The 15,374-nt window shown below is 44.3% G+C and carries 30 protein-coding genes; all 30 read left to right on the top strand.

Going from position 1 to position 15,374, the window contains the following annotated elements; translation table 11 throughout:
• Positions 1-1,151, top strand: a 1,151-nt coding sequence (locus PHE88_12280; protein MDD5688596.1) for a hypothetical protein, incomplete at its 5' end; no start/stop codon positions are given.
• Between the two features lie 481 nt (positions 1,152-1,632).
• Positions 1,633-1,878, top strand: coding sequence for a hypothetical protein (locus PHE88_12285; GenBank protein ID MDD5688597.1), 246 nt, complete (start codon positions 1,633-1,635; stop codon positions 1,876-1,878).
• A gap of 14 nt (positions 1,879-1,892) precedes the next feature.
• The gene (locus tag PHE88_12290) at positions 1,893-2,078 is read left to right on the top strand and encodes a hypothetical protein (protein MDD5688598.1); all 186 of its coding nucleotides are present in this window, start codon (positions 1,893-1,895) and stop codon (positions 2,076-2,078) included.
• A 153-nt stretch (positions 2,079-2,231) separates the two neighbouring features.
• A complete protein-coding gene (locus tag PHE88_12295; protein MDD5688599.1) occupies positions 2,232-2,432 on the top strand; it encodes a hypothetical protein in 201 nt (66 codons plus the stop codon).
• Positions 2,429-2,617 carry a hypothetical protein gene (locus PHE88_12300; GenBank protein ID MDD5688600.1) on the top strand — a complete coding sequence of 63 codons (189 nt, stop codon included), beginning with the start codon at positions 2,429-2,431 and terminating at the stop codon, positions 2,615-2,617. Before PHE88_12295 ends, PHE88_12300 begins: the two co-directional genes overlap by 4 nt.
• Positions 2,595-2,819, top strand: coding sequence for a hypothetical protein (locus PHE88_12305; protein ID MDD5688601.1), 225 nt, complete (start codon positions 2,595-2,597; stop codon positions 2,817-2,819). Before PHE88_12300 ends, PHE88_12305 begins: the two co-directional genes overlap by 23 nt.
• Complete coding sequence (locus PHE88_12310; GenBank protein ID MDD5688602.1) at positions 2,816-3,052, top strand: hypothetical protein; 237 nt, start codon at positions 2,816-2,818, stop codon at positions 3,050-3,052. Before PHE88_12305 ends, PHE88_12310 begins: the two co-directional genes overlap by 4 nt.
• A 60-nt stretch (positions 3,053-3,112) precedes the next feature.
• Positions 3,113-3,496 carry a hypothetical protein gene (locus PHE88_12315; GenBank protein MDD5688603.1) on the top strand — a complete coding sequence of 128 codons (384 nt, stop codon included), beginning with the start codon at positions 3,113-3,115 and terminating at the stop codon, positions 3,494-3,496.
• A 239-nt stretch (positions 3,497-3,735) separates the two neighbouring features.
• Positions 3,736-4,047, top strand: coding sequence for a hypothetical protein (locus PHE88_12320; GenBank protein MDD5688604.1), 312 nt, complete (start codon positions 3,736-3,738; stop codon positions 4,045-4,047).
• 35 nt (positions 4,048-4,082) lie between these two features.
• On the top strand, positions 4,083-4,469 hold the full coding sequence (locus PHE88_12325) for a hypothetical protein (GenBank protein ID MDD5688605.1): 387 nt from the start codon (positions 4,083-4,085) through the stop codon (positions 4,467-4,469).
• Entirely contained in the window at positions 4,450-4,713 is a 264-nt protein-coding gene (locus tag PHE88_12330; protein MDD5688606.1) for a hypothetical protein, read from the top strand. Before PHE88_12325 ends, PHE88_12330 begins: the two co-directional genes overlap by 20 nt.
• A 293-nt stretch (positions 4,714-5,006) precedes the next feature.
• Positions 5,007-5,471, top strand: a complete 465-nt coding sequence (locus PHE88_12335) for a hypothetical protein (GenBank protein MDD5688607.1) — start codon at positions 5,007-5,009, stop codon at positions 5,469-5,471.
• Positions 5,468-5,956 carry a hypothetical protein gene (locus tag PHE88_12340; GenBank protein ID MDD5688608.1) on the top strand — a complete coding sequence of 163 codons (489 nt, stop codon included), beginning with the start codon at positions 5,468-5,470 and terminating at the stop codon, positions 5,954-5,956. The genes PHE88_12335 and PHE88_12340 overlap by 4 nt, the downstream gene beginning before the upstream one ends.
• 118 nt (positions 5,957-6,074) lie before the next feature.
• Complete coding sequence (locus tag PHE88_12345; protein ID MDD5688609.1) at positions 6,075-6,401, top strand: hypothetical protein; 327 nt, start codon at positions 6,075-6,077, stop codon at positions 6,399-6,401.
• Entirely contained in the window at positions 6,398-7,501 is a 1,104-nt protein-coding gene (locus tag PHE88_12350; GenBank protein ID MDD5688610.1) for a hypothetical protein, read from the top strand. The genes PHE88_12345 and PHE88_12350 overlap by 4 nt, the downstream gene beginning before the upstream one ends.
• A 3-nt stretch (positions 7,502-7,504) precedes the next feature.
• Positions 7,505-8,086, top strand: coding sequence for a hypothetical protein (locus PHE88_12355; protein ID MDD5688611.1), 582 nt, complete (start codon positions 7,505-7,507; stop codon positions 8,084-8,086).
• Positions 8,087-8,106: 20 nt separating this feature from the next.
• On the top strand, positions 8,107-8,772 hold the full coding sequence (locus PHE88_12360; protein MDD5688612.1) for a hypothetical protein: 666 nt from the start codon (positions 8,107-8,109) through the stop codon (positions 8,770-8,772).
• Between the two features lie 84 nt (positions 8,773-8,856).
• The gene (locus PHE88_12365; protein ID MDD5688613.1) at positions 8,857-9,450 is read left to right on the top strand and encodes a hypothetical protein; all 594 of its coding nucleotides are present in this window, start codon (positions 8,857-8,859) and stop codon (positions 9,448-9,450) included.
• 89 nt (positions 9,451-9,539) lie between these two features.
• Positions 9,540-10,079: a hypothetical protein gene (locus PHE88_12370; protein MDD5688614.1), complete on the top strand. Its 540-nt coding sequence runs from the start codon at positions 9,540-9,542 to the stop codon at positions 10,077-10,079.
• Positions 10,080-10,081: 2 nt separating this feature from the next.
• Complete coding sequence (locus PHE88_12375) at positions 10,082-10,570, top strand: hypothetical protein (protein ID MDD5688615.1); 489 nt, start codon at positions 10,082-10,084, stop codon at positions 10,568-10,570.
• 110 nt (positions 10,571-10,680) lie between these two features.
• Positions 10,681-11,136, top strand: coding sequence for a hypothetical protein (locus tag PHE88_12380; protein MDD5688616.1), 456 nt, complete (start codon positions 10,681-10,683; stop codon positions 11,134-11,136).
• Positions 11,137-11,144: 8 nt separating this feature from the next.
• Positions 11,145-11,654: a hypothetical protein gene (locus PHE88_12385; protein MDD5688617.1), complete on the top strand. Its 510-nt coding sequence runs from the start codon at positions 11,145-11,147 to the stop codon at positions 11,652-11,654.
• A complete protein-coding gene (locus PHE88_12390) occupies positions 11,639-12,130 on the top strand; it encodes a hypothetical protein (GenBank protein ID MDD5688618.1) in 492 nt (163 codons plus the stop codon). Before PHE88_12385 ends, PHE88_12390 begins: the two co-directional genes overlap by 16 nt.
• 1 nt (position 12,131) lies before the next feature.
• Positions 12,132-12,590: a hypothetical protein gene (locus tag PHE88_12395; GenBank protein ID MDD5688619.1), complete on the top strand. Its 459-nt coding sequence runs from the start codon at positions 12,132-12,134 to the stop codon at positions 12,588-12,590.
• A 45-nt stretch (positions 12,591-12,635) separates the two neighbouring features.
• Positions 12,636-12,833 carry a hypothetical protein gene (locus PHE88_12400; GenBank protein MDD5688620.1) on the top strand — a complete coding sequence of 66 codons (198 nt, stop codon included), beginning with the start codon at positions 12,636-12,638 and terminating at the stop codon, positions 12,831-12,833.
• Positions 12,834-12,943: 110 nt separating this feature from the next.
• Positions 12,944-13,081: a hypothetical protein gene (locus PHE88_12405; GenBank protein ID MDD5688621.1), complete on the top strand. Its 138-nt coding sequence runs from the start codon at positions 12,944-12,946 to the stop codon at positions 13,079-13,081.
• Positions 13,082-13,096: 15 nt separating this feature from the next.
• A complete protein-coding gene (locus PHE88_12410; GenBank protein MDD5688622.1) occupies positions 13,097-13,387 on the top strand; it encodes a hypothetical protein in 291 nt (96 codons plus the stop codon).
• The gene (locus PHE88_12415) at positions 13,384-13,869 is read left to right on the top strand and encodes a transglycosylase SLT domain-containing protein (protein MDD5688623.1); all 486 of its coding nucleotides are present in this window, start codon (positions 13,384-13,386) and stop codon (positions 13,867-13,869) included. The genes PHE88_12410 and PHE88_12415 overlap by 4 nt, the downstream gene beginning before the upstream one ends.
• 22 nt (positions 13,870-13,891) lie before the next feature.
• Positions 13,892-14,770, top strand: coding sequence for a hypothetical protein (locus PHE88_12420; protein MDD5688624.1), 879 nt, complete (start codon positions 13,892-13,894; stop codon positions 14,768-14,770).
• A 224-nt stretch (positions 14,771-14,994) separates the two neighbouring features.
• Positions 14,995-15,374 (top strand): hypothetical protein (locus tag PHE88_12425; GenBank protein MDD5688625.1); only part of this gene is annotated, 380 nt, incomplete at its 3' end.

Consider the following 15,374-nt stretch of genomic DNA (forward strand, 5'->3'; position numbering starts at 1 on the left):
GTCATGCTCGCTTTTCCGATGCTATCCGTAAGCAAGCGGTTCGAGTAAAAGAAAAGGAACGGTTCGCTTATATTATTACCTATACCGTAACTGACGGCGACAGCCTGGCCGAACGAATGGAGCATTTAAAGGAATCGAAAAAAGCTTTCCGGCTGTTCGGTCAGAAACGTATCGATGGCCGGTCAAAGGGTGAAGCTTCAAAGTTTCGGGCGGCTATTTCGGCCGTTGAGATAAAGCGCGGTGAAGGTGGTAAAAAGTGGCACCCTCACAGTCATGACCTGGTGTTCACCGATAAGCCTATTGATTATCATGTCTACGATCAGAAACGCAAGAAACGACTAGAGCGGAGGTACGGTAGTAATATTCCACGACGATTTCTTGACCGTATAGCGCTTAGGAGCGTTTCCTTTCGCGGGGAATCGGTTCCGGCGTCAAAGGTGTCGGCGGAATGGTTGCGTGCAACTGGCGGGGATTCTATGAGTATATCCGTTGAACCTATTCACCATGTCCCGGCGAATTGTTCCGAAAAGAAAAAAGCGCAATATATGGCAATGTCGTTTGAGGATTCTGTTTTCCGCCAGGCAAACGAAATATTAAAGTATCCCCTGAAACCTTCCGACAATGTACCTGCCGACATGATTACCATTATTACCGATACATTCAATAAGCGCTTTGTCGCAACATACGGAGAGTTTCGCGGTGTACCTGGTGACGACTATAATGACCCGGCCGCAAACGATGAGGAAACTTTCGTTCTTACCTATGACCGGGAAAAAGGGTGTTACGGTGAGCCGGTACCTGGTACCGTGCGCGACCTGCTCGAAGATGAAGAGATAACGAAAACGCGCTCTGAAGTCGGTCGGCTTTTAGGTGATTATCGTCGCCGGCGCAAACACCTGGTTGAACAGCGTAACCACTACGGGGATAGCCTGTCTGTTGTCCTGGATAACTTAAAGCAGCAATTCAGGAATAGAGTTAATCAGTTATACACATTATATCGTCAATCCATAAGTTACAAAAATAGAAGCACTTATGAAGGTGGTATTGTCTGTAAACCAAACTGTGACAAATATCATGCACCCCTGGCGCTGAATGGTGTATACGTCCCTGGAATAAATTACCGTGATCTGGTGTCCCTTGCCTGGTCGTAGACTCTCCCCCGAATTCTCCGGATAAATTAACTTTTCACCTGCAGGCACTCCCGGCAGTAGTAACCGGCGTGTCGATCCGGCTGCAGCATACTCCTAATCGGTATAATCACTAGGCAAAAATTGCCGGTTTTGTCGCGATCGGCTTTTTTTTGGTGTTTTTATTGCTTGTCAATTTGCGATCGCCAGGCAAAAATTGCCGGTTTTCCGTCGACGGCCGTGTCCGGGAGCGGCCGCGCTACATAAATCTTGATACTTAAGTCATTATTTGTCACAGTAGGAAAAATTTACCTATTGATTTTTGTGCAGCAATTCAGTATCATTATGTTACATGGTGTAACATTAATCGAGGGGGTTTTAATGAATATCACAGTAAAAAATAGGTACCTACTTCTGATTGGACTTAAAAACGCCTTTAGTAGTGGCCTAATTTCGTGGGGAACTTACATTTCACTTCAGAATGAAGTTATAGAAATGATGATTTATGATTACAAATAAAATCAGCTTTGAAGAGTTCTGCAGCTACATGCTGCAGGTGAAAACTTTCTGCAGTGCTGAATATCGGGCGGGATATCAATACGGATTAAGAAGGTTTTTTCATGGTAAGTGTTTCGGGGAAGATTGCCACATAGAGCTTTTGATATCAAAGGGCGGAAAGGTTGCAAGCGGTTTAACTGACGGCCTGGAGGGAATAGCTCCAAGGTACAAGCCGGAAGATTTTATTGTTTGAAATGGGGGTAAAAAATGCCTGTTAAAAAATCAAAAAAATTGAGACTTGGAACAAGGGTAAGATGTGAATTCGGGGAAGGTTCAATCTATAGTAATATCGAAAAGGGATATTATGAGATTTTGCTTGATAAAGCTCAATGGATTTATGGAATGTATACTCAAAGGTTCGGTGATTTCAGAAGAAATATTCAGGTGATTTAATGAGTAAAGAAAAGGTTCCTTGTAAAGGTAAATTGATTATGTCTTTAAAAGATTGCAAACCATGCTTTAAAAAATCGAAATGTAGAAAGTATTTAACCGTATTGTATTTCAGCGGTAAGTATCCTGAAAAATTGGGAATTAAGGAGTGATAATATGAATAAAATGAAACCTGATTATAGCAGTATTGAAATAAGAAATATGAGAAAAAAGCAAGCTCTTGCAATCATTGAAGAGATAGCCAATTTAAATGGATGTTCATTTGATGACGTAATAGAAGCGCTTGAAAAAAACGTTATTCGAGAACAGCTTTCCATTCAGTTACATTTTCAAAAAACTGGAGAATTGCCGGTATGAGTGATGAAAAAGAAGAAACTTATTTAAGAATAACAAAAAGCGATGGAATATTTTACGCTGTTCTAATTATAGTAGCAATTGCGGCTTGTGGGCTTGCCTGGTTGAAAATTGAATACATGACTCAAAAGAGTTTCAACCAATTAAACGAACGAATAGAAAAAATTGAAAAAAATATCGAAAGGTAAAGCTATGGCGAATGAAGATAAAAAGGTATTGCTGTCGATTGAAGATATCGGCAATTTAATCAATATGGTTAATACTGAAAAAGCCAGAATCGACACAATAAAAGCTTATTCTTATGTAAATAAGCATCAATTAGAAGATAAAATGCACGCTCTAATGTATCTGGATTTATTAATTGATAAATTACGGAAGGGATTAAAATGAGCTATGATATTTTAAGAAAAGAAGGTAATGAATATGTCAAAACCGATTCGGTGAACGAAGGGGAAAACCGTTTGATTAAAGGTAAAGACGGCAGAAACCATGTCGGTTCAATACGGATAAAACGGGTGAAGTGCGGTAAGAAATGTAAAAAATGCCCGCATGCTGCTTTTGCATACCTGCAGTATAGAGACGGCGACAAGGTGACGGAAAAATACATCGGCAAAGTTGCTTGATTCTTAACCTACACCCTGGAGCGGCAGGCTGTAGGGTAAGAACGAAGGGGGTGAATTGCAATGAGTAAAGTTTTAATCTGTCAGGAAGTGACTTCGGAATCATTATTTAAATGGGTAGGAATAGTAAAAACGATTTTTTTGGTTTATCATCAATTAACCATTAGCGGAAAGGAGAAAACTATTCTGGCACTACATTTCCCGGTAGAAAAAGTCTTCCGGGAAATGTCTATTTATTTCTACAATCATAAAATAAAGAAAGCTCTATGCGAATTCTCAATCGAGGAAAGGAACATAGAGGTAACACTGAAAGATTATTGTTCCTGGTATTATTTCGAAAATCAAGATGATAATTTTTCTTTTGATCATAAAAAAGACCGAAGTATATTCGCGAAACAAATAAAGGAAGGGGGTGAAGATGAGCAGAAGAAAAGCGAAAGTGAGTAAAGATGATATAAAGGCAGATCGTAAGCGGGTTAACTTGTGCTTCACAATAAAAGAATTCGACGACCTGGCATTGTCTGCAGAATTCGAAAAAATGTCTGTCTCGAATTATTGCTATGTCCTGGTTATGAAGGACGTAGCAACGAAAGCGGCGACTATTCGAAAAAGTGGATATATTCCAGAATCGCAACGGGGAGAGAATCTATTTCCTAAACAATCAAAGAAAAGAAAGTGAGTTCGTTATGAACAAAAAATCGAAAAGGTTCGGACCTTTTAAGCCGATTTCTGAAAAAGGAAGCTATGTGCTTCCGAATGAGGACAATCTTTTAATCAACCGTATTCTTGCCCGGTTCGACCGTGCTATCGATATTTTCGAAAAGATCGGTAATATTGAAGCGCAACGGTTTGAGATGGAAATTCGGGAATCGATGCAACGGGTAGTATCAAGATCAGAACAGCAGAATATTGTTAAGCAATTGCTGCCACTCGTTGCAAGTATCGGAACCTTAAAAACGAAAGGAAAAAAGATCACTGCAAAAGATAAGCGTCTTTAATTCATTAACTATTAACAATTGAAGGAAATTAAATAATGGTTTATTTCAACAGAAAGTTAAAGGTAAAATTTTCCGGTGATCCGAAGTTTTTACCTCAAGATATGCCTGAGGGTAAATTTCTTCCGGTGATCGGTTATACTACTCAAAAGCGCGTTCAAATGATTGAGAACGTTCCTAAGGAAAAAGAAGATGCTTTCTTCTTTTGTATCGGAATAACGAGCGGTCATATCTTCCGTATTGCTGAATTCAATTGCACGGTTATGATTGACGAAAAAGCGGAAATGGACATTCTCACGAAAGCGGTTGAAATGACCGGTCAGCTATCGCACGCGATAGGTAACTGCAATATACTCCTGAAGTATTTATCAGGACAGGCGGCGGATACTGATAAGGCGGTGAAAGATGCAGAAAACGGAGGTTAGATCAGAAATCAGTGACCCGGAATTACTCTTTCAGCAATTGACTATCTGTAAGCTACAAGTAACGGACTATAGAAACGCTGTGATAGCCCTGGCGGCAATTGCTGCAGAACATGAACGTAGACTTAACAAGCTGTTCGAACGGGTGAATAATATCGGCCTGGTTATCGACCGCAACGGGAAAACCACCTTCGAAAAATTTCAGGAACTTGAAACGAAAATTATCGATATGGGGTTCCCGACATGACGGCCGATAGCATACTTGCCCGTGTCAGAATCCGCGTCTATGAGCAGCTTTTAAAATCCATAGAAAGAGGGGATAAAACAACTACGATCAATCTTTTCAATACCGGGATTATTGTTGACGTTCAGAAAGTCGGAAAGAAAGCTCTTGAAACAATCATTAAAATGGAGCGCAAAAGGTACAAAATACATTAATTTATATCATTTCGAGCGTTTCAAGGGGAAGCGGCAAATATTGCCGTTTCCCCTTGCTTTTTTATGTCGGTATATGGTATTATCCATTTAAAGGGTTAAATCATGGTAACCTCGAAACGGTTGAAATCGAAAAATGAAACCGGGACTGAAATGCATCGATTGATTGACTCTTATTATCACGACCTTGATCATGTAAAGGTGTCCAGGCACGGACAGCTTATTCCCTTCTCTTCTCTACCAATCAACGAAGCGTACAATTTTGTAAGAAGAATCCCGTATCGAAAAGACACGAAACCGGTTGAAGTGGTTGCCCGCCCTGGTGAAATAATCCGGCAACGAAACAAGGGCATGGACTGCAAGAAAAAAGCAATTGTTCTGTCTGCTTACTTGCGGCGGCGCGGTTTGCCTTATCGGTTGATTGCTTCCTCCCGACTGCCGACCGGGAGAATACACCACGTTTTTCCTCAGATCGGTTTTTGCGGTTTATGGTTGAACTTTGACGCGACCTATCCGTATTATCGTCCGTTCGAAACGAAACGAATCACGAATATGGAGGTATTGCAATGAAATGGAATCCGAAACCTCAGCTGGTAACCATTGAAGGAGATGATGATGATACCGATGAACAATACTCCTTTATGGGTGATGATCCGTACCAAGTAGCGGAACTTTTGGGCATTGAATGCTCTGATGCTGATTTATTGACAGGTACGAATCAATTAACATCCGGTCAGATTGCATACCTCAATTCGAAGTACCCGGAATATCTCGGTATATGGCCGATTATTGCAGCTGCAGGGAAAGCGCTGATCGGTGCGATTCCGAAAGGAATCAAAGCGATAAAGAAAGCAGTCGGGAAAAAGAAGCAGAAAAAAGCCGATGCAAAAAAAGCCGATGCAGAAAAAAAAGCGGCACTCCTGGCAGCGGCGGCGGCTGAAAAGCGGCGAATCGAGCTTGAGAAACAGGAGAAAGCTGCAGCACAAAAAAGAATCATGATAATCGGCATACCGGTTGCTGCCCTTTTTGTCATGATGATGATGAAAAAAAAGTGAGGTGATCATGGTTAAAGATTTTGGCGTATATCCCGAATTGTCGGGACGAAAAAGGAAAGTTTTTCGGGCAATTAAAAAACATATTCAAAGTCCGAAAACGAAAGGGCACCTGGTGCGCATGGTTCGGCACGCTACCCGGTTAGGTATCGATTTAAACGACCCTGAAATAATGGGTACATGGTTTGACGATATCCGCAAGAAGATAAAGGGTATCGCAAAAAAAACGAAGAGCGTGCAGCTTACGACCGACAGGGGGACGGCGCAACTTGGACCTGGCGGCGTAACATGGACAGATCGGGCGGCGACAAGCCAGGATGATTCATCACCCCAAATTATTCAATCATCTGTCGGCGGTATGGCCGACATGCTGAAAAATCCGCTTGTAATTGGTGCCGGTGTTTCCCTTCTGGCGCTGATGCTGTCAAAGAAGGGCGGTAAAAGATGACTGTTTATTTCGGTACCAATTTACGAAGTGTCGGCGGGATATCAAAGCAAGGGAGCAAAATACAATTCAACCGGCCGCGTTCGGCAATGTCGCGGCAGTCGGTAAGCGCTCCTAATTGTCATGTAGATATCAATTGCGGCAACTACGGGAAATGTACTCATTGTGCCGGTAACCCGCGACAGTTCGAAAATCTTTCGAATGATGAAATCCGCTACATGATAGCGAATTCTGAAAATCCCGAATTGATGGGGGCGGCGTTAAAAAAGTTCGTTAAGAAGGTCAAGAAAAAAGTTGCAACAGCAAAGAAGAAGGTGCAGAAAGCAGTCAAGAAGCTGCCGAAACCTTTACGGGCATTAGCAAAAGTCTCATTAGCTGTCGTCGCTCCAACTACAATGTTGACAGCAGCAACTACGGCCGCAAGCGTTAAAGCTGCAAAGCTTGCGACCAGTAAAAAGGAGCGCGTCAAGACAGCGAATAAGATTAAAGCGGCGAAAAAGAAAGTAGTCTCGAATATCCAAAAGCTGCCGAAACCTTTACGGGTTGCTGCAGGGCTTGCGATAGCTCCTCTTATGCCAGCGACTACGGCATCCATCATGACGACCGGCGTCACTGTCAAAGCTGCAAAGCTCGCGACCAGTAAAAAAGAGCGCGTGAAAGTGGCAAATCAGATTAAAGCGGCGAAAAAGAAAGTAGTCTCGAATATCCAAAAGCTGCCGAAACCTTTACGGATTGCTGCAGGGCTTGCGCTTGCTCCACTTATGCCGACCACTACGGCGACACTCCTAGCGGCTACTCCTATCATAGCCTCAGCAAAGGCAACAAAAAAGATTACTCAAAAAGTGCAGCAGGTTCAAGCGGCAAAAAAAGCGGCGGCGGCTGAAGCGGCGGCGGAATCACAGGACGAACAAGAGCAGGCTGTTGTACCGGCTGCAGTCAGTCAACAGATACGGCGCGGTGAAACTACATCGGCACCTATGACGACCGATGAAGAGGGGGAAGCGGCAACGGCGGCACCTGCAGAGAAAAAAGGTGGTATCGGTGCAATGCTTCCATTTGCTGCACTTGCCGCCCTTATCCCTCTATTTATGGGGAGTAATTAAACAATGATCGTTGATTTCGGCAACGATTCCCCTGAAACTATGGGGATATTCGGGTTGACCTGGGAGGAGAAGGTTGCGGCGTTCACAAAGAAGCAACTGAAGGGAACGGCTGCAGCAAAAAAGCTTTCTGCATTTTTTCAGCCTGGCGGATATAATATCACCCTCATTAAAAATCTATACAATGAGTATGCCGCGCTTATGTCGAAAGGATATCAGCCCGTATCTTTTTCCGTTTCTCCTGATGCTTCCGGCAACGGCGGCACGCTTTCAAAACAGTCTTTAAGCCTGGCGGCGCAAATTGCCGACCGAACGAATGTAGACGTATCAATTGTAATTAAATTTTTTCACGCTCTTTTCGTGCTTTCGAGAGATGGGAAAATACCGTTTGCGAAGTGGAACCCTGCAGGATGGAAAGAGAGCACTGAAGCACGGAAAACGTTCACGACTGAAAGAGGCGTTTTTGAGAAAGTGCAAAGTGCTGCAGTAAAGGCCGGTGGTACCTCGAAAATGGTACTGATTGTTGCCGGTATGGGGGTTGCTGCTTATCTATTATCACAATTAAAAACATTTACACATAAAGGCTGATTTTTAACCGGGGGTATTATATGGCAAAGAAAAAACGTAAATGGACTCAGGCGGAACGTGACGCTTTCGCCAGGCGGATGAAAAAAGCCAGGGGCGGAACGAAAACGAAACGCCGTAAAAAAAAGGTCATGAAAAAATCAACCTTCACGAAAGAGTTTCCGAAGGTGAGAAAACGTTCAAAGAGGAAAGGAGTTCCGGCGATGGCAAAGAAAAATCGACGGAGGAGTCTGGCGAAAAGCTCGAAAAAAAGCTATCGCCGGACACGTAAGGCAGGCGGCGGAATGGGAAAAGCCGGTGTTATCAATATGGTGAAAGATGCAGCTGTCGCAATCGGTGGCGGACTGGCGGCGGGTATGATCAGCAATAAGCTGCCGATACCTCAGCCGATGCTTAAGGCTCTGTCTCCGGCACTGGCGGGTATTCTGCTCGCTTTAACCATTGGCAAGCGTAATAAGCTGGTGCAGCAGCTTGCAACGGGTATGGTCGTCATGGGGGGCGTTGCCGCTATCCGTGCGCAATTCCCGAATGTCCCACTTTTAGCGGGTGAAGAAAGAGTTGTCGTTTCTCCCGACCTGGTCGGCATTGAATACGATAATGATGGCAATGCAATCGATTATACCGGCGTTGAGGAGATCGGCGTTGATGAAATCGGCAGCGAGGAGTATTCAACGGCCGCTGATATCTGATCGGTAGTAAAAAACGGATTATTTTTTATTTTTAATGTTACATGGTGTAACAAATTTACAACCTAACCGTATATGGGGGTTATCATGGATAAGGGAAGTCAACTTACCGCACTTGCGGAAGTACAATCCGGCACAACCGGCACGCAGGGCGACAGCATCAACAGAACTCTATGGTCGGAACTTGTTCTCGCGGCCGCTCCACTGACGAACAGGCTTTTTCAGAACGTTGGCGGTGCGCTTTTGCTTGACCAAACAAACAACACTCAAGCGGGTGTAATGCCCAGTAACCGCAAGTTCTATGTAAAGGCACTCAAGATCATGTACGTGTCCGAGACAACCGCGGCAATCAAAGCAACGGCCGCGGATATTCAGGCTTTCTACACGCAGCTTGCACGCACAACCGCAACTATCATGATCAATAACCGGGAGTTCGGTCAATGGACACTGCAGGAACTTCTCGGTGCCGCGACACTCGTCGCAACGAACCCGGCCGTAACCCTAGTTTTTCCGATCATACAACCGCGATTTCACGGAATATTTCCGCTTAATGAAACGATTCTTCTGGCGGGTAATACTCAGTATTTCGTTGAGATCACTCATTCCGTTGCACCAACGGCCGCGACAATAGGCGACCGTTTACGCTTCGGATTAAGCGGAATCGAAGTCCGCGTTAACTGATTCCAATCGGTAAGCGCGTCCAGTGGGGGGCGCCTGTCCGGATTCCGGGGGCGCTCCTGGTTGTCTGATAAACAATAACGGGGGTTTAAATGGGCAAGCTTTCAAAACTGTATTCTCAGGTTGTGCAGCCTGAGGAAGCTTTCGAAATACAGAATGCACAAGACAGGGATATCCTTTACATGCAAGGGACCATCCCGGCGCTGTCGGGCGGTACCGATGTAATAATAAACGTTTCGCAAGTCGGGCATTTCTTTTGCGAATTCATTACCGGCACGTTCGAGACAATCGACCTGGTTGCGGCCGTTATAACCGATACGGGAGTAAATCACCTGTTCGGTCAGCTTCGGGACGGAACCCGGCCGCTATTCAGCGACCGTATACCGTTCGACCTGTTTCTGACTCCCGGTCGTCGCAAGTCAAATTTGACGGTTGCACCTGCTCTTGATCCGGTCGGGAATACGCTTTTCTATCCAATGCCACTTCAGCACATTTTTGCAGTCAATGCGAACATAACGATGAATGTTGCATCAACTTCAAATACACCTGTTACTTTTGAGATTGCGTTTCATGGCAAGCGGATATTCTCCGGTGCGGCGGCACAGGAATGTAGAGCTAAAGCCAGGGGGTGAAGGTGTTTAAAAAAATCGAGGTAAACAAGCTGCCGGACATGTTTCCGTATCTTATTTACCAGAGAGTACCATTGTTCCCTGGTGCGCGGGGAAAGTTCTATTTCCCGATTGATGCAGGTTATTGGTACTGGCTGCATCATTTGCGTTGTAAGTATCCGGAAGTTGACGCGGCGGGAGTAGTGTTTAATGTCGGCATGAATATCGAAATGCGCGGCAGTGCACGACATAGAGAATATGAAAATGCTCCTGTCTCGCTTAAACTTCTTACTTCACCTTGCGGAAATGGTGTCCAGCTGTTCGCTCCTGCAGGTATGACGGCGACAGGTCCGACAAGTCACTTCGCAATCAATGAGATGTTGCCGCGACGTGATAATATAGAAATCTATTTCAGCGGTCATAACGCTACACCATTCCCGGCGTTTATTGATTGCGTCCTGGTTGGCTATATGATACCGGATAAACGCATGGAACAATTCAAAGGAACAAACTAATGCCCGAACGTATTGACATTTTAACGCCAAACACTGCCGATTGTCCGGCCGTGGTTATAAATACAGCTGTTAACTTTGTCGTAATACCTGATGCAGCGGCAGCGGTTCCGATGCGATCAAGCGACGGATTTTTCTTCTATTTCCGTAGTGGTGATAATATCGAATTGCTTTCCTACGGATATTTTATTCCAGAACGATTCATCATGTACGAACCGACTTCAGGGGGCGGTGGTGTGGTTGAAAATCCATGTCCATCGATTGCATTATATGCGTTCACTGATCCCCCCCCGCCAGGAGTAGGCGTACAAATACCGTTTAATCAATTCGGGTTTGCCGGAACAATGAAAATGCCGTTTCCTAATTACGAAATGGCAATGGGACTTTTCGTTGATTCGGCTACCCAAATCGGGGAAAAGTTTCGTATTGAAACATGCTTCCCGTTTAATTCAGGATTGAATACAATGCGGCTTTCAATGGTCGGCGTTCCGGCAGCGCTCAACGGTGTAACTATTCACCTGGTGCCATTTATCAAAGTCATGCACAATTTTCCGCTTGAATTAGTGTAGGGGGCATTATGGGTATTCAAGATAAATACATGCATAAAGCAACGTACCTGCCGACTTCCACACTGTTCGAAGCGGTTTTCAATGCAGTCATTCCCGGCCGATACGATTTTGTCGGAACTATTGCCTGTCAAAATGTGCCGGTCATGGAGCTGCAGACAGGTTATGTATATTGGGTCCGGCGGTTGTCTGTCGGCGGAAATATCCCTCAGGAAGATTATCTCGGTTCAATTGTCGATTTTCCGTTATTGACGGTGAGAAGAACGGTGAGAACAGGCGTTGCAGTATATACCTATCCGCTTCCGATTGATAAATACGTCGATAATGGGGATTGTGACGCATGGATTTTAAGCGACCAGAAAGGGGATTTTCTGACGCTTTCCCTTTCCGGTTCCTGTATTCAGCTTCCGGCAATGATCGGCGTTGCATCAATACGGTTGCGAATATCGTTATCGATTTACGGTATTTGCGATACTGGATTTTCAAGTCAATTCAGAAGTCAGGTATGTCAGTTTCGATGAATAAATCAAAAGTATATCATGGCGGTGCAGCCAATTGCGGTTCGGGGGGAGCGGGATTTCTTCCGATGGATAGAATTGTTGATCCGGCCGGAACAATAATAGTGCAATCGCAAATACCAACAACTTTATACGCTGCTGCAGATTACACCTTGAACGTTGACGGTGAATTCAATCAAACCGTTGTCGGGGATACATATATTACCGGTAATGGTGTCGGCGGTGTCGGCGTTGATGGCGGTATTTACATTTCGTCAAATAATTCCGATGTTGCTATTTCAGCGCTTGCGGCCGGAGCGCGTGCGGCACTGGTTGCCAACATAATAAATATTGAAGCGTCCGGAGCGGGAAGACAGATTTTTCTCAAGGGTATTAAAAACGGCGCTACTCAAGCGGGTTGCGGCGCTGTCGCTGATGAAATATGGAGAACTCAGGGACACGCTTCATTGCCAAATGGCGTATTAATGATAGGTTTATAAAATGTCAAAAAAAATAATGTATCATGGCGGATTATCAGGTAAAGGTTCAACCGGGTTTCCGCCTATATTAGATCGCCTTGTAACTCCATTGGGCATATTAATGCTTATCGCTGAAGATGTTCCCCCTTTCCAGCAATTACGCTTTACAGCTGTAGGCGGATCAAGTATATATACCGATGGTGATTTCATGATGTTTGTTGCTGCCGGTTTCGATACCTATATCGATGGGGGGGATTCTGTTGAAATCGATGCTGCCGATGATTTGTATTTGTACTCTGCTTTAACGGCCGATCTGCACGCGGGAACCGCTCTGGAATTACATGCGGGAGACGGAACAATTAAAGTACCTCACCTGAAGTCCGGTTCTACTCAACTTCTTGCAACTGCTGCAGCTGGTGAGCTTTGGATGACAGTAGCTCACGCTTCATTACCTGACGGTGTAATTATGAGAGGTTTATAATCAACGGTGTCATGGCGCTTACTTACAGAAAAGGAGTTCAACATCATGGAAGAGCAGAAAAAGAAACAGTATTCCGGTTCGAAGTCGATTGTAAAAGGACTTGCTCCTATATTGATTCCGATTATTTCGGAAGCGATTTCCGCCACAACAGGTATGGATAAAACGGCGGCTTATTCTTCTGTGACTGCCGTCTATGGCTTAATTGTCGGTTTGAAAAACTGGTTTAAAAACCGTAAAAAGTAACCGGATATAATATTATTTCCTTGTTGTCGATCAATGGTATTGACTTTTTATTTATCAGCATGGGACTTATATGTCGATTGTTCTTATCTCTTTAACAATGGAGGACTGAAATGCCCGAGAAAAAAATGGACGTTCTTGACTGTCTGCAGTCGATTGCTGATTCTCTCCAAAAAGCTGTCGCATTACTTGAACGTATTGCGGATAAAGTTGCACCTGCAGGTTCCGAAAAGAAAACAGCGGGAAAGTAGCTTTTACCGAATATCATGGCGTCAATCCAATCTATAACGAAGGCGCAAGGTGTCGGGTTATTGCTGCAGAAGATGACCGGCGTTGCACCTTCCTATATCTATGGACCTGATTACGTCCGTATTTACTACGAAGCGGATAAGCTCAAAGAGGTTCAAAAAAAGCTGCAGCTGATTTCTGCTTCAGGTCCGGGTGATGTTCGCATAGACTGGTTCCCGATGGTGGTACCGATGGCAATTAAAAAAGCGTTGCCGTTTGCTGCAGGGATATTTTTTCTTGGTTATTTGATCGGGGGAAAAAGGAAATGATTCAACTTACTGAAAACGAACTCGGTATACTTGACGCTATTGCGATGCAGCTTCAGGTAGATACTGACGATCTTTTCAAGCTGATAAAGTTCGAAAGCAAATGGAACCCGCAAGCGAAAAACCCTTTTTCATCCGCACGCGGGTTGATACAATTCACGGACAAGACAGCGGCCGCTCTAGGCTTTAAAGACTCGCTGGACCTGGTGACTAAATGCCCGACAATCAGCGATCAGCTGCCGATTGTGAAACGATACCTGGATCAATTCAAACCGTTTGCCAATAAGCAGGAGCTTTATATATCGGTATTCTATCCGAAGTGGCGGAAGGTCAAGCCGGAAACACCATTCCCCGCTTCGGTTCAACGGGTTAATCCCGGAATCCGAACTATTGCGGATTACGTGAATAAAGTTGAAGGTGTCGCCGGTAATGCTCTGGTAACAATTGCTATGGCATTGACCGGTTTTTTTTTCTATACATTTTAAATAAAAGAAAGGGCTGATTGTTATGTCAAAAAACACTGGACACGCAAAAGATGAATTGCCGGAATTGGAGGAATCGGAAGCTTTCGAGGAAAGAGAAGTTAAACGCTCGAACTCTACCTATTCTCTTCGTATTCAGGAATTACTTGCAAAATGCGAAATTCAGGAAACCCCAACATTCACGTTGTACAAGTACGAAAATCCCGTATCCGGTGAAGAGAAATCATTCATTGAAAGATACGTTCAGGACGATCCCCCAACAGAAGACGTAATTGGTACCTCATTCGGTTCCGGCCGGTACATGCTCATAATGGCGGCACCTACAAAAGTAGGCGAATCATTGGCAAGGGTATACAAATTTAAAATTAATTCACGATTTGATAAACTTGCATTTCCACAGTCTGCAGGCGCCCCCCCGCAACAAAGTCAATTAATCGTAAGAGATAATTCGAGCGTTCAAATGTTCGAAATGTTCGAACGGTTTATGAGAATGATCACTCCCCTATTAATTCGACCGGCCGACCCGGATATAAAAGCTTTCATGATGCAGAATTTTAAAGATACTGCAGAAGTTTTGAAAAAGCAGCAATTGTCACAAGTAAAAGCCTGGGAAGGAATGAGAGATCAGATTGAATTAGCGGGGGAAGATATGCCGACAGCAACAACGGAAAAAGAGACTTCAATCATTGAGCAAATAACGCCTTTCATACAACAGTTTTTACCGCTTCTCATTGGCGGCGGAAAAAAAGCTGAAGGTGTCGCGGCCGTTGCCAGGGCTACACCACAATTCGCGGCAATCGTTAAAGATCGTGGGAACTTTCAGCGATTGCTTAAACACCTGGACGCGACAGAGGGTAAAGAGAAAACAGATAAAATTTTATCCGCTTTGAAGCTGAAGCGGTAAGGGGGAAGGAATAAAAAAAGCCCGGCATTCCTGTCGGGCTCGTGCAAGGTGCGATTTGCGGCTTGTGTGATACGCGAAAAGCTCCCTTGTTGTCGATGCAGATAATATACCTATAAAAATAAACCGGCGCAAGCACTTAATGTTGGCGGCGCTGGTCTTATAAAAAGAGGTTTCGCTTGTGTGACATAAGGAAGCTGAAAAAGCTTAAGGGTATTTCAATACGAATGGTTGAAAACATTCGTAGATTTGATCCGCTTAAATTATGCGATCTAAAGAGCGTTTCTGATTCCGGACTGACATATAATGATCTTTCCGAACGAATCGACCACATTTCCTCTTGCTGCAATATCCTGGAATTAAAATCAACGTTCATTCAAAACGGCAACGATTACGATCAGGTTTTGAAGGTGTCCGGTGGTAACTTCTGCAAAAAGCCGGTAATATGTCCGATTTGTGCAAACCGTACTCAGTCCCGGCGTCATGCTCGCTTTTCCGATGCTATCCGTAAGCAAGCGGTTCGAGTAAAAGAAAAGGAACGGTTCGCTTATATTATTACCTATACCGTAACTGACGGCGACAGCCTGGCCGAACGAATGGAGCATTT

It is taken from the genome of Elusimicrobiota bacterium, from assembly GCA_028718185.1.
Taxonomy (GTDB): domain Bacteria; phylum Elusimicrobiota; class UBA8919; order UBA8919; family UBA8919; genus JAQUMH01.

Bases quoted from the DNA above. Each gene is read 5' to 3' on its own strand.
- PHE88_12345 (MDD5688609.1), top strand. From the start codon at position 6,075: ATGGTTCGGCACGCTACCCGGTTAGGTATCGATTTAAACGACCCTGAA.
- PHE88_12405 (MDD5688621.1), top strand. From the start codon at position 12,944: ATGCCCGAGAAAAAAATGGACGTTCTTGACTGTCTGCAGTCGATTGCT.
- PHE88_12310 (MDD5688602.1), top strand. From the start codon at position 2,816: ATGAGCTATGATATTTTAAGAAAAGAAGGTAATGAATATGTCAAAACC.
- PHE88_12355 (MDD5688611.1), top strand. From the start codon at position 7,505: ATGATCGTTGATTTCGGCAACGATTCCCCTGAAACTATGGGGATATTC.
- PHE88_12315 (MDD5688603.1), top strand. From the start codon at position 3,113: ATGAGTAAAGTTTTAATCTGTCAGGAAGTGACTTCGGAATCATTATTT.
- PHE88_12330 (MDD5688606.1), top strand. From the start codon at position 4,450: ATGCAGAAAACGGAGGTTAGATCAGAAATCAGTGACCCGGAATTACTC.
- PHE88_12340 (MDD5688608.1), top strand. From the start codon at position 5,468: ATGAAATGGAATCCGAAACCTCAGCTGGTAACCATTGAAGGAGATGAT.
- PHE88_12365 (MDD5688613.1), top strand. From the start codon at position 8,857: ATGGATAAGGGAAGTCAACTTACCGCACTTGCGGAAGTACAATCCGGC.
- PHE88_12295 (MDD5688599.1), top strand. From the start codon at position 2,232: ATGAATAAAATGAAACCTGATTATAGCAGTATTGAAATAAGAAATATG.
- PHE88_12335 (MDD5688607.1), top strand. From the start codon at position 5,007: ATGGTAACCTCGAAACGGTTGAAATCGAAAAATGAAACCGGGACTGAA.
- PHE88_12370 (MDD5688614.1), top strand. From the start codon at position 9,540: ATGGGCAAGCTTTCAAAACTGTATTCTCAGGTTGTGCAGCCTGAGGAA.
- PHE88_12360 (MDD5688612.1), top strand. From the start codon at position 8,107: ATGGCAAAGAAAAAACGTAAATGGACTCAGGCGGAACGTGACGCTTTC.
- PHE88_12350 (MDD5688610.1), top strand. From the start codon at position 6,398: ATGACTGTTTATTTCGGTACCAATTTACGAAGTGTCGGCGGGATATCA.
- PHE88_12400 (MDD5688620.1), top strand. From the start codon at position 12,636: ATGGAAGAGCAGAAAAAGAAACAGTATTCCGGTTCGAAGTCGATTGTA.
- PHE88_12380 (MDD5688616.1), top strand. From the start codon at position 10,681: ATGCGATCAAGCGACGGATTTTTCTTCTATTTCCGTAGTGGTGATAAT.
- PHE88_12420 (MDD5688624.1), top strand. From the start codon at position 13,892: ATGTCAAAAAACACTGGACACGCAAAAGATGAATTGCCGGAATTGGAG.
- PHE88_12390 (MDD5688618.1), top strand. From the start codon at position 11,639: ATGTCAGTTTCGATGAATAAATCAAAAGTATATCATGGCGGTGCAGCC.
- PHE88_12300 (MDD5688600.1), top strand. From the start codon at position 2,429: ATGAGTGATGAAAAAGAAGAAACTTATTTAAGAATAACAAAAAGCGAT.
- PHE88_12325 (MDD5688605.1), top strand. From the start codon at position 4,083: ATGGTTTATTTCAACAGAAAGTTAAAGGTAAAATTTTCCGGTGATCCG.
- PHE88_12285 (MDD5688597.1), top strand. From the start codon at position 1,633: ATGATTACAAATAAAATCAGCTTTGAAGAGTTCTGCAGCTACATGCTG.
- PHE88_12410 (MDD5688622.1), top strand. From the start codon at position 13,097: ATGGCGTCAATCCAATCTATAACGAAGGCGCAAGGTGTCGGGTTATTG.
- PHE88_12320 (MDD5688604.1), top strand. From the start codon at position 3,736: ATGAACAAAAAATCGAAAAGGTTCGGACCTTTTAAGCCGATTTCTGAA.
- PHE88_12290 (MDD5688598.1), top strand. From the start codon at position 1,893: ATGCCTGTTAAAAAATCAAAAAAATTGAGACTTGGAACAAGGGTAAGA.
- PHE88_12385 (MDD5688617.1), top strand. From the start codon at position 11,145: ATGGGTATTCAAGATAAATACATGCATAAAGCAACGTACCTGCCGACT.
- PHE88_12395 (MDD5688619.1), top strand. From the start codon at position 12,132: ATGTCAAAAAAAATAATGTATCATGGCGGATTATCAGGTAAAGGTTCA.
- PHE88_12415 (MDD5688623.1), top strand. From the start codon at position 13,384: ATGATTCAACTTACTGAAAACGAACTCGGTATACTTGACGCTATTGCG.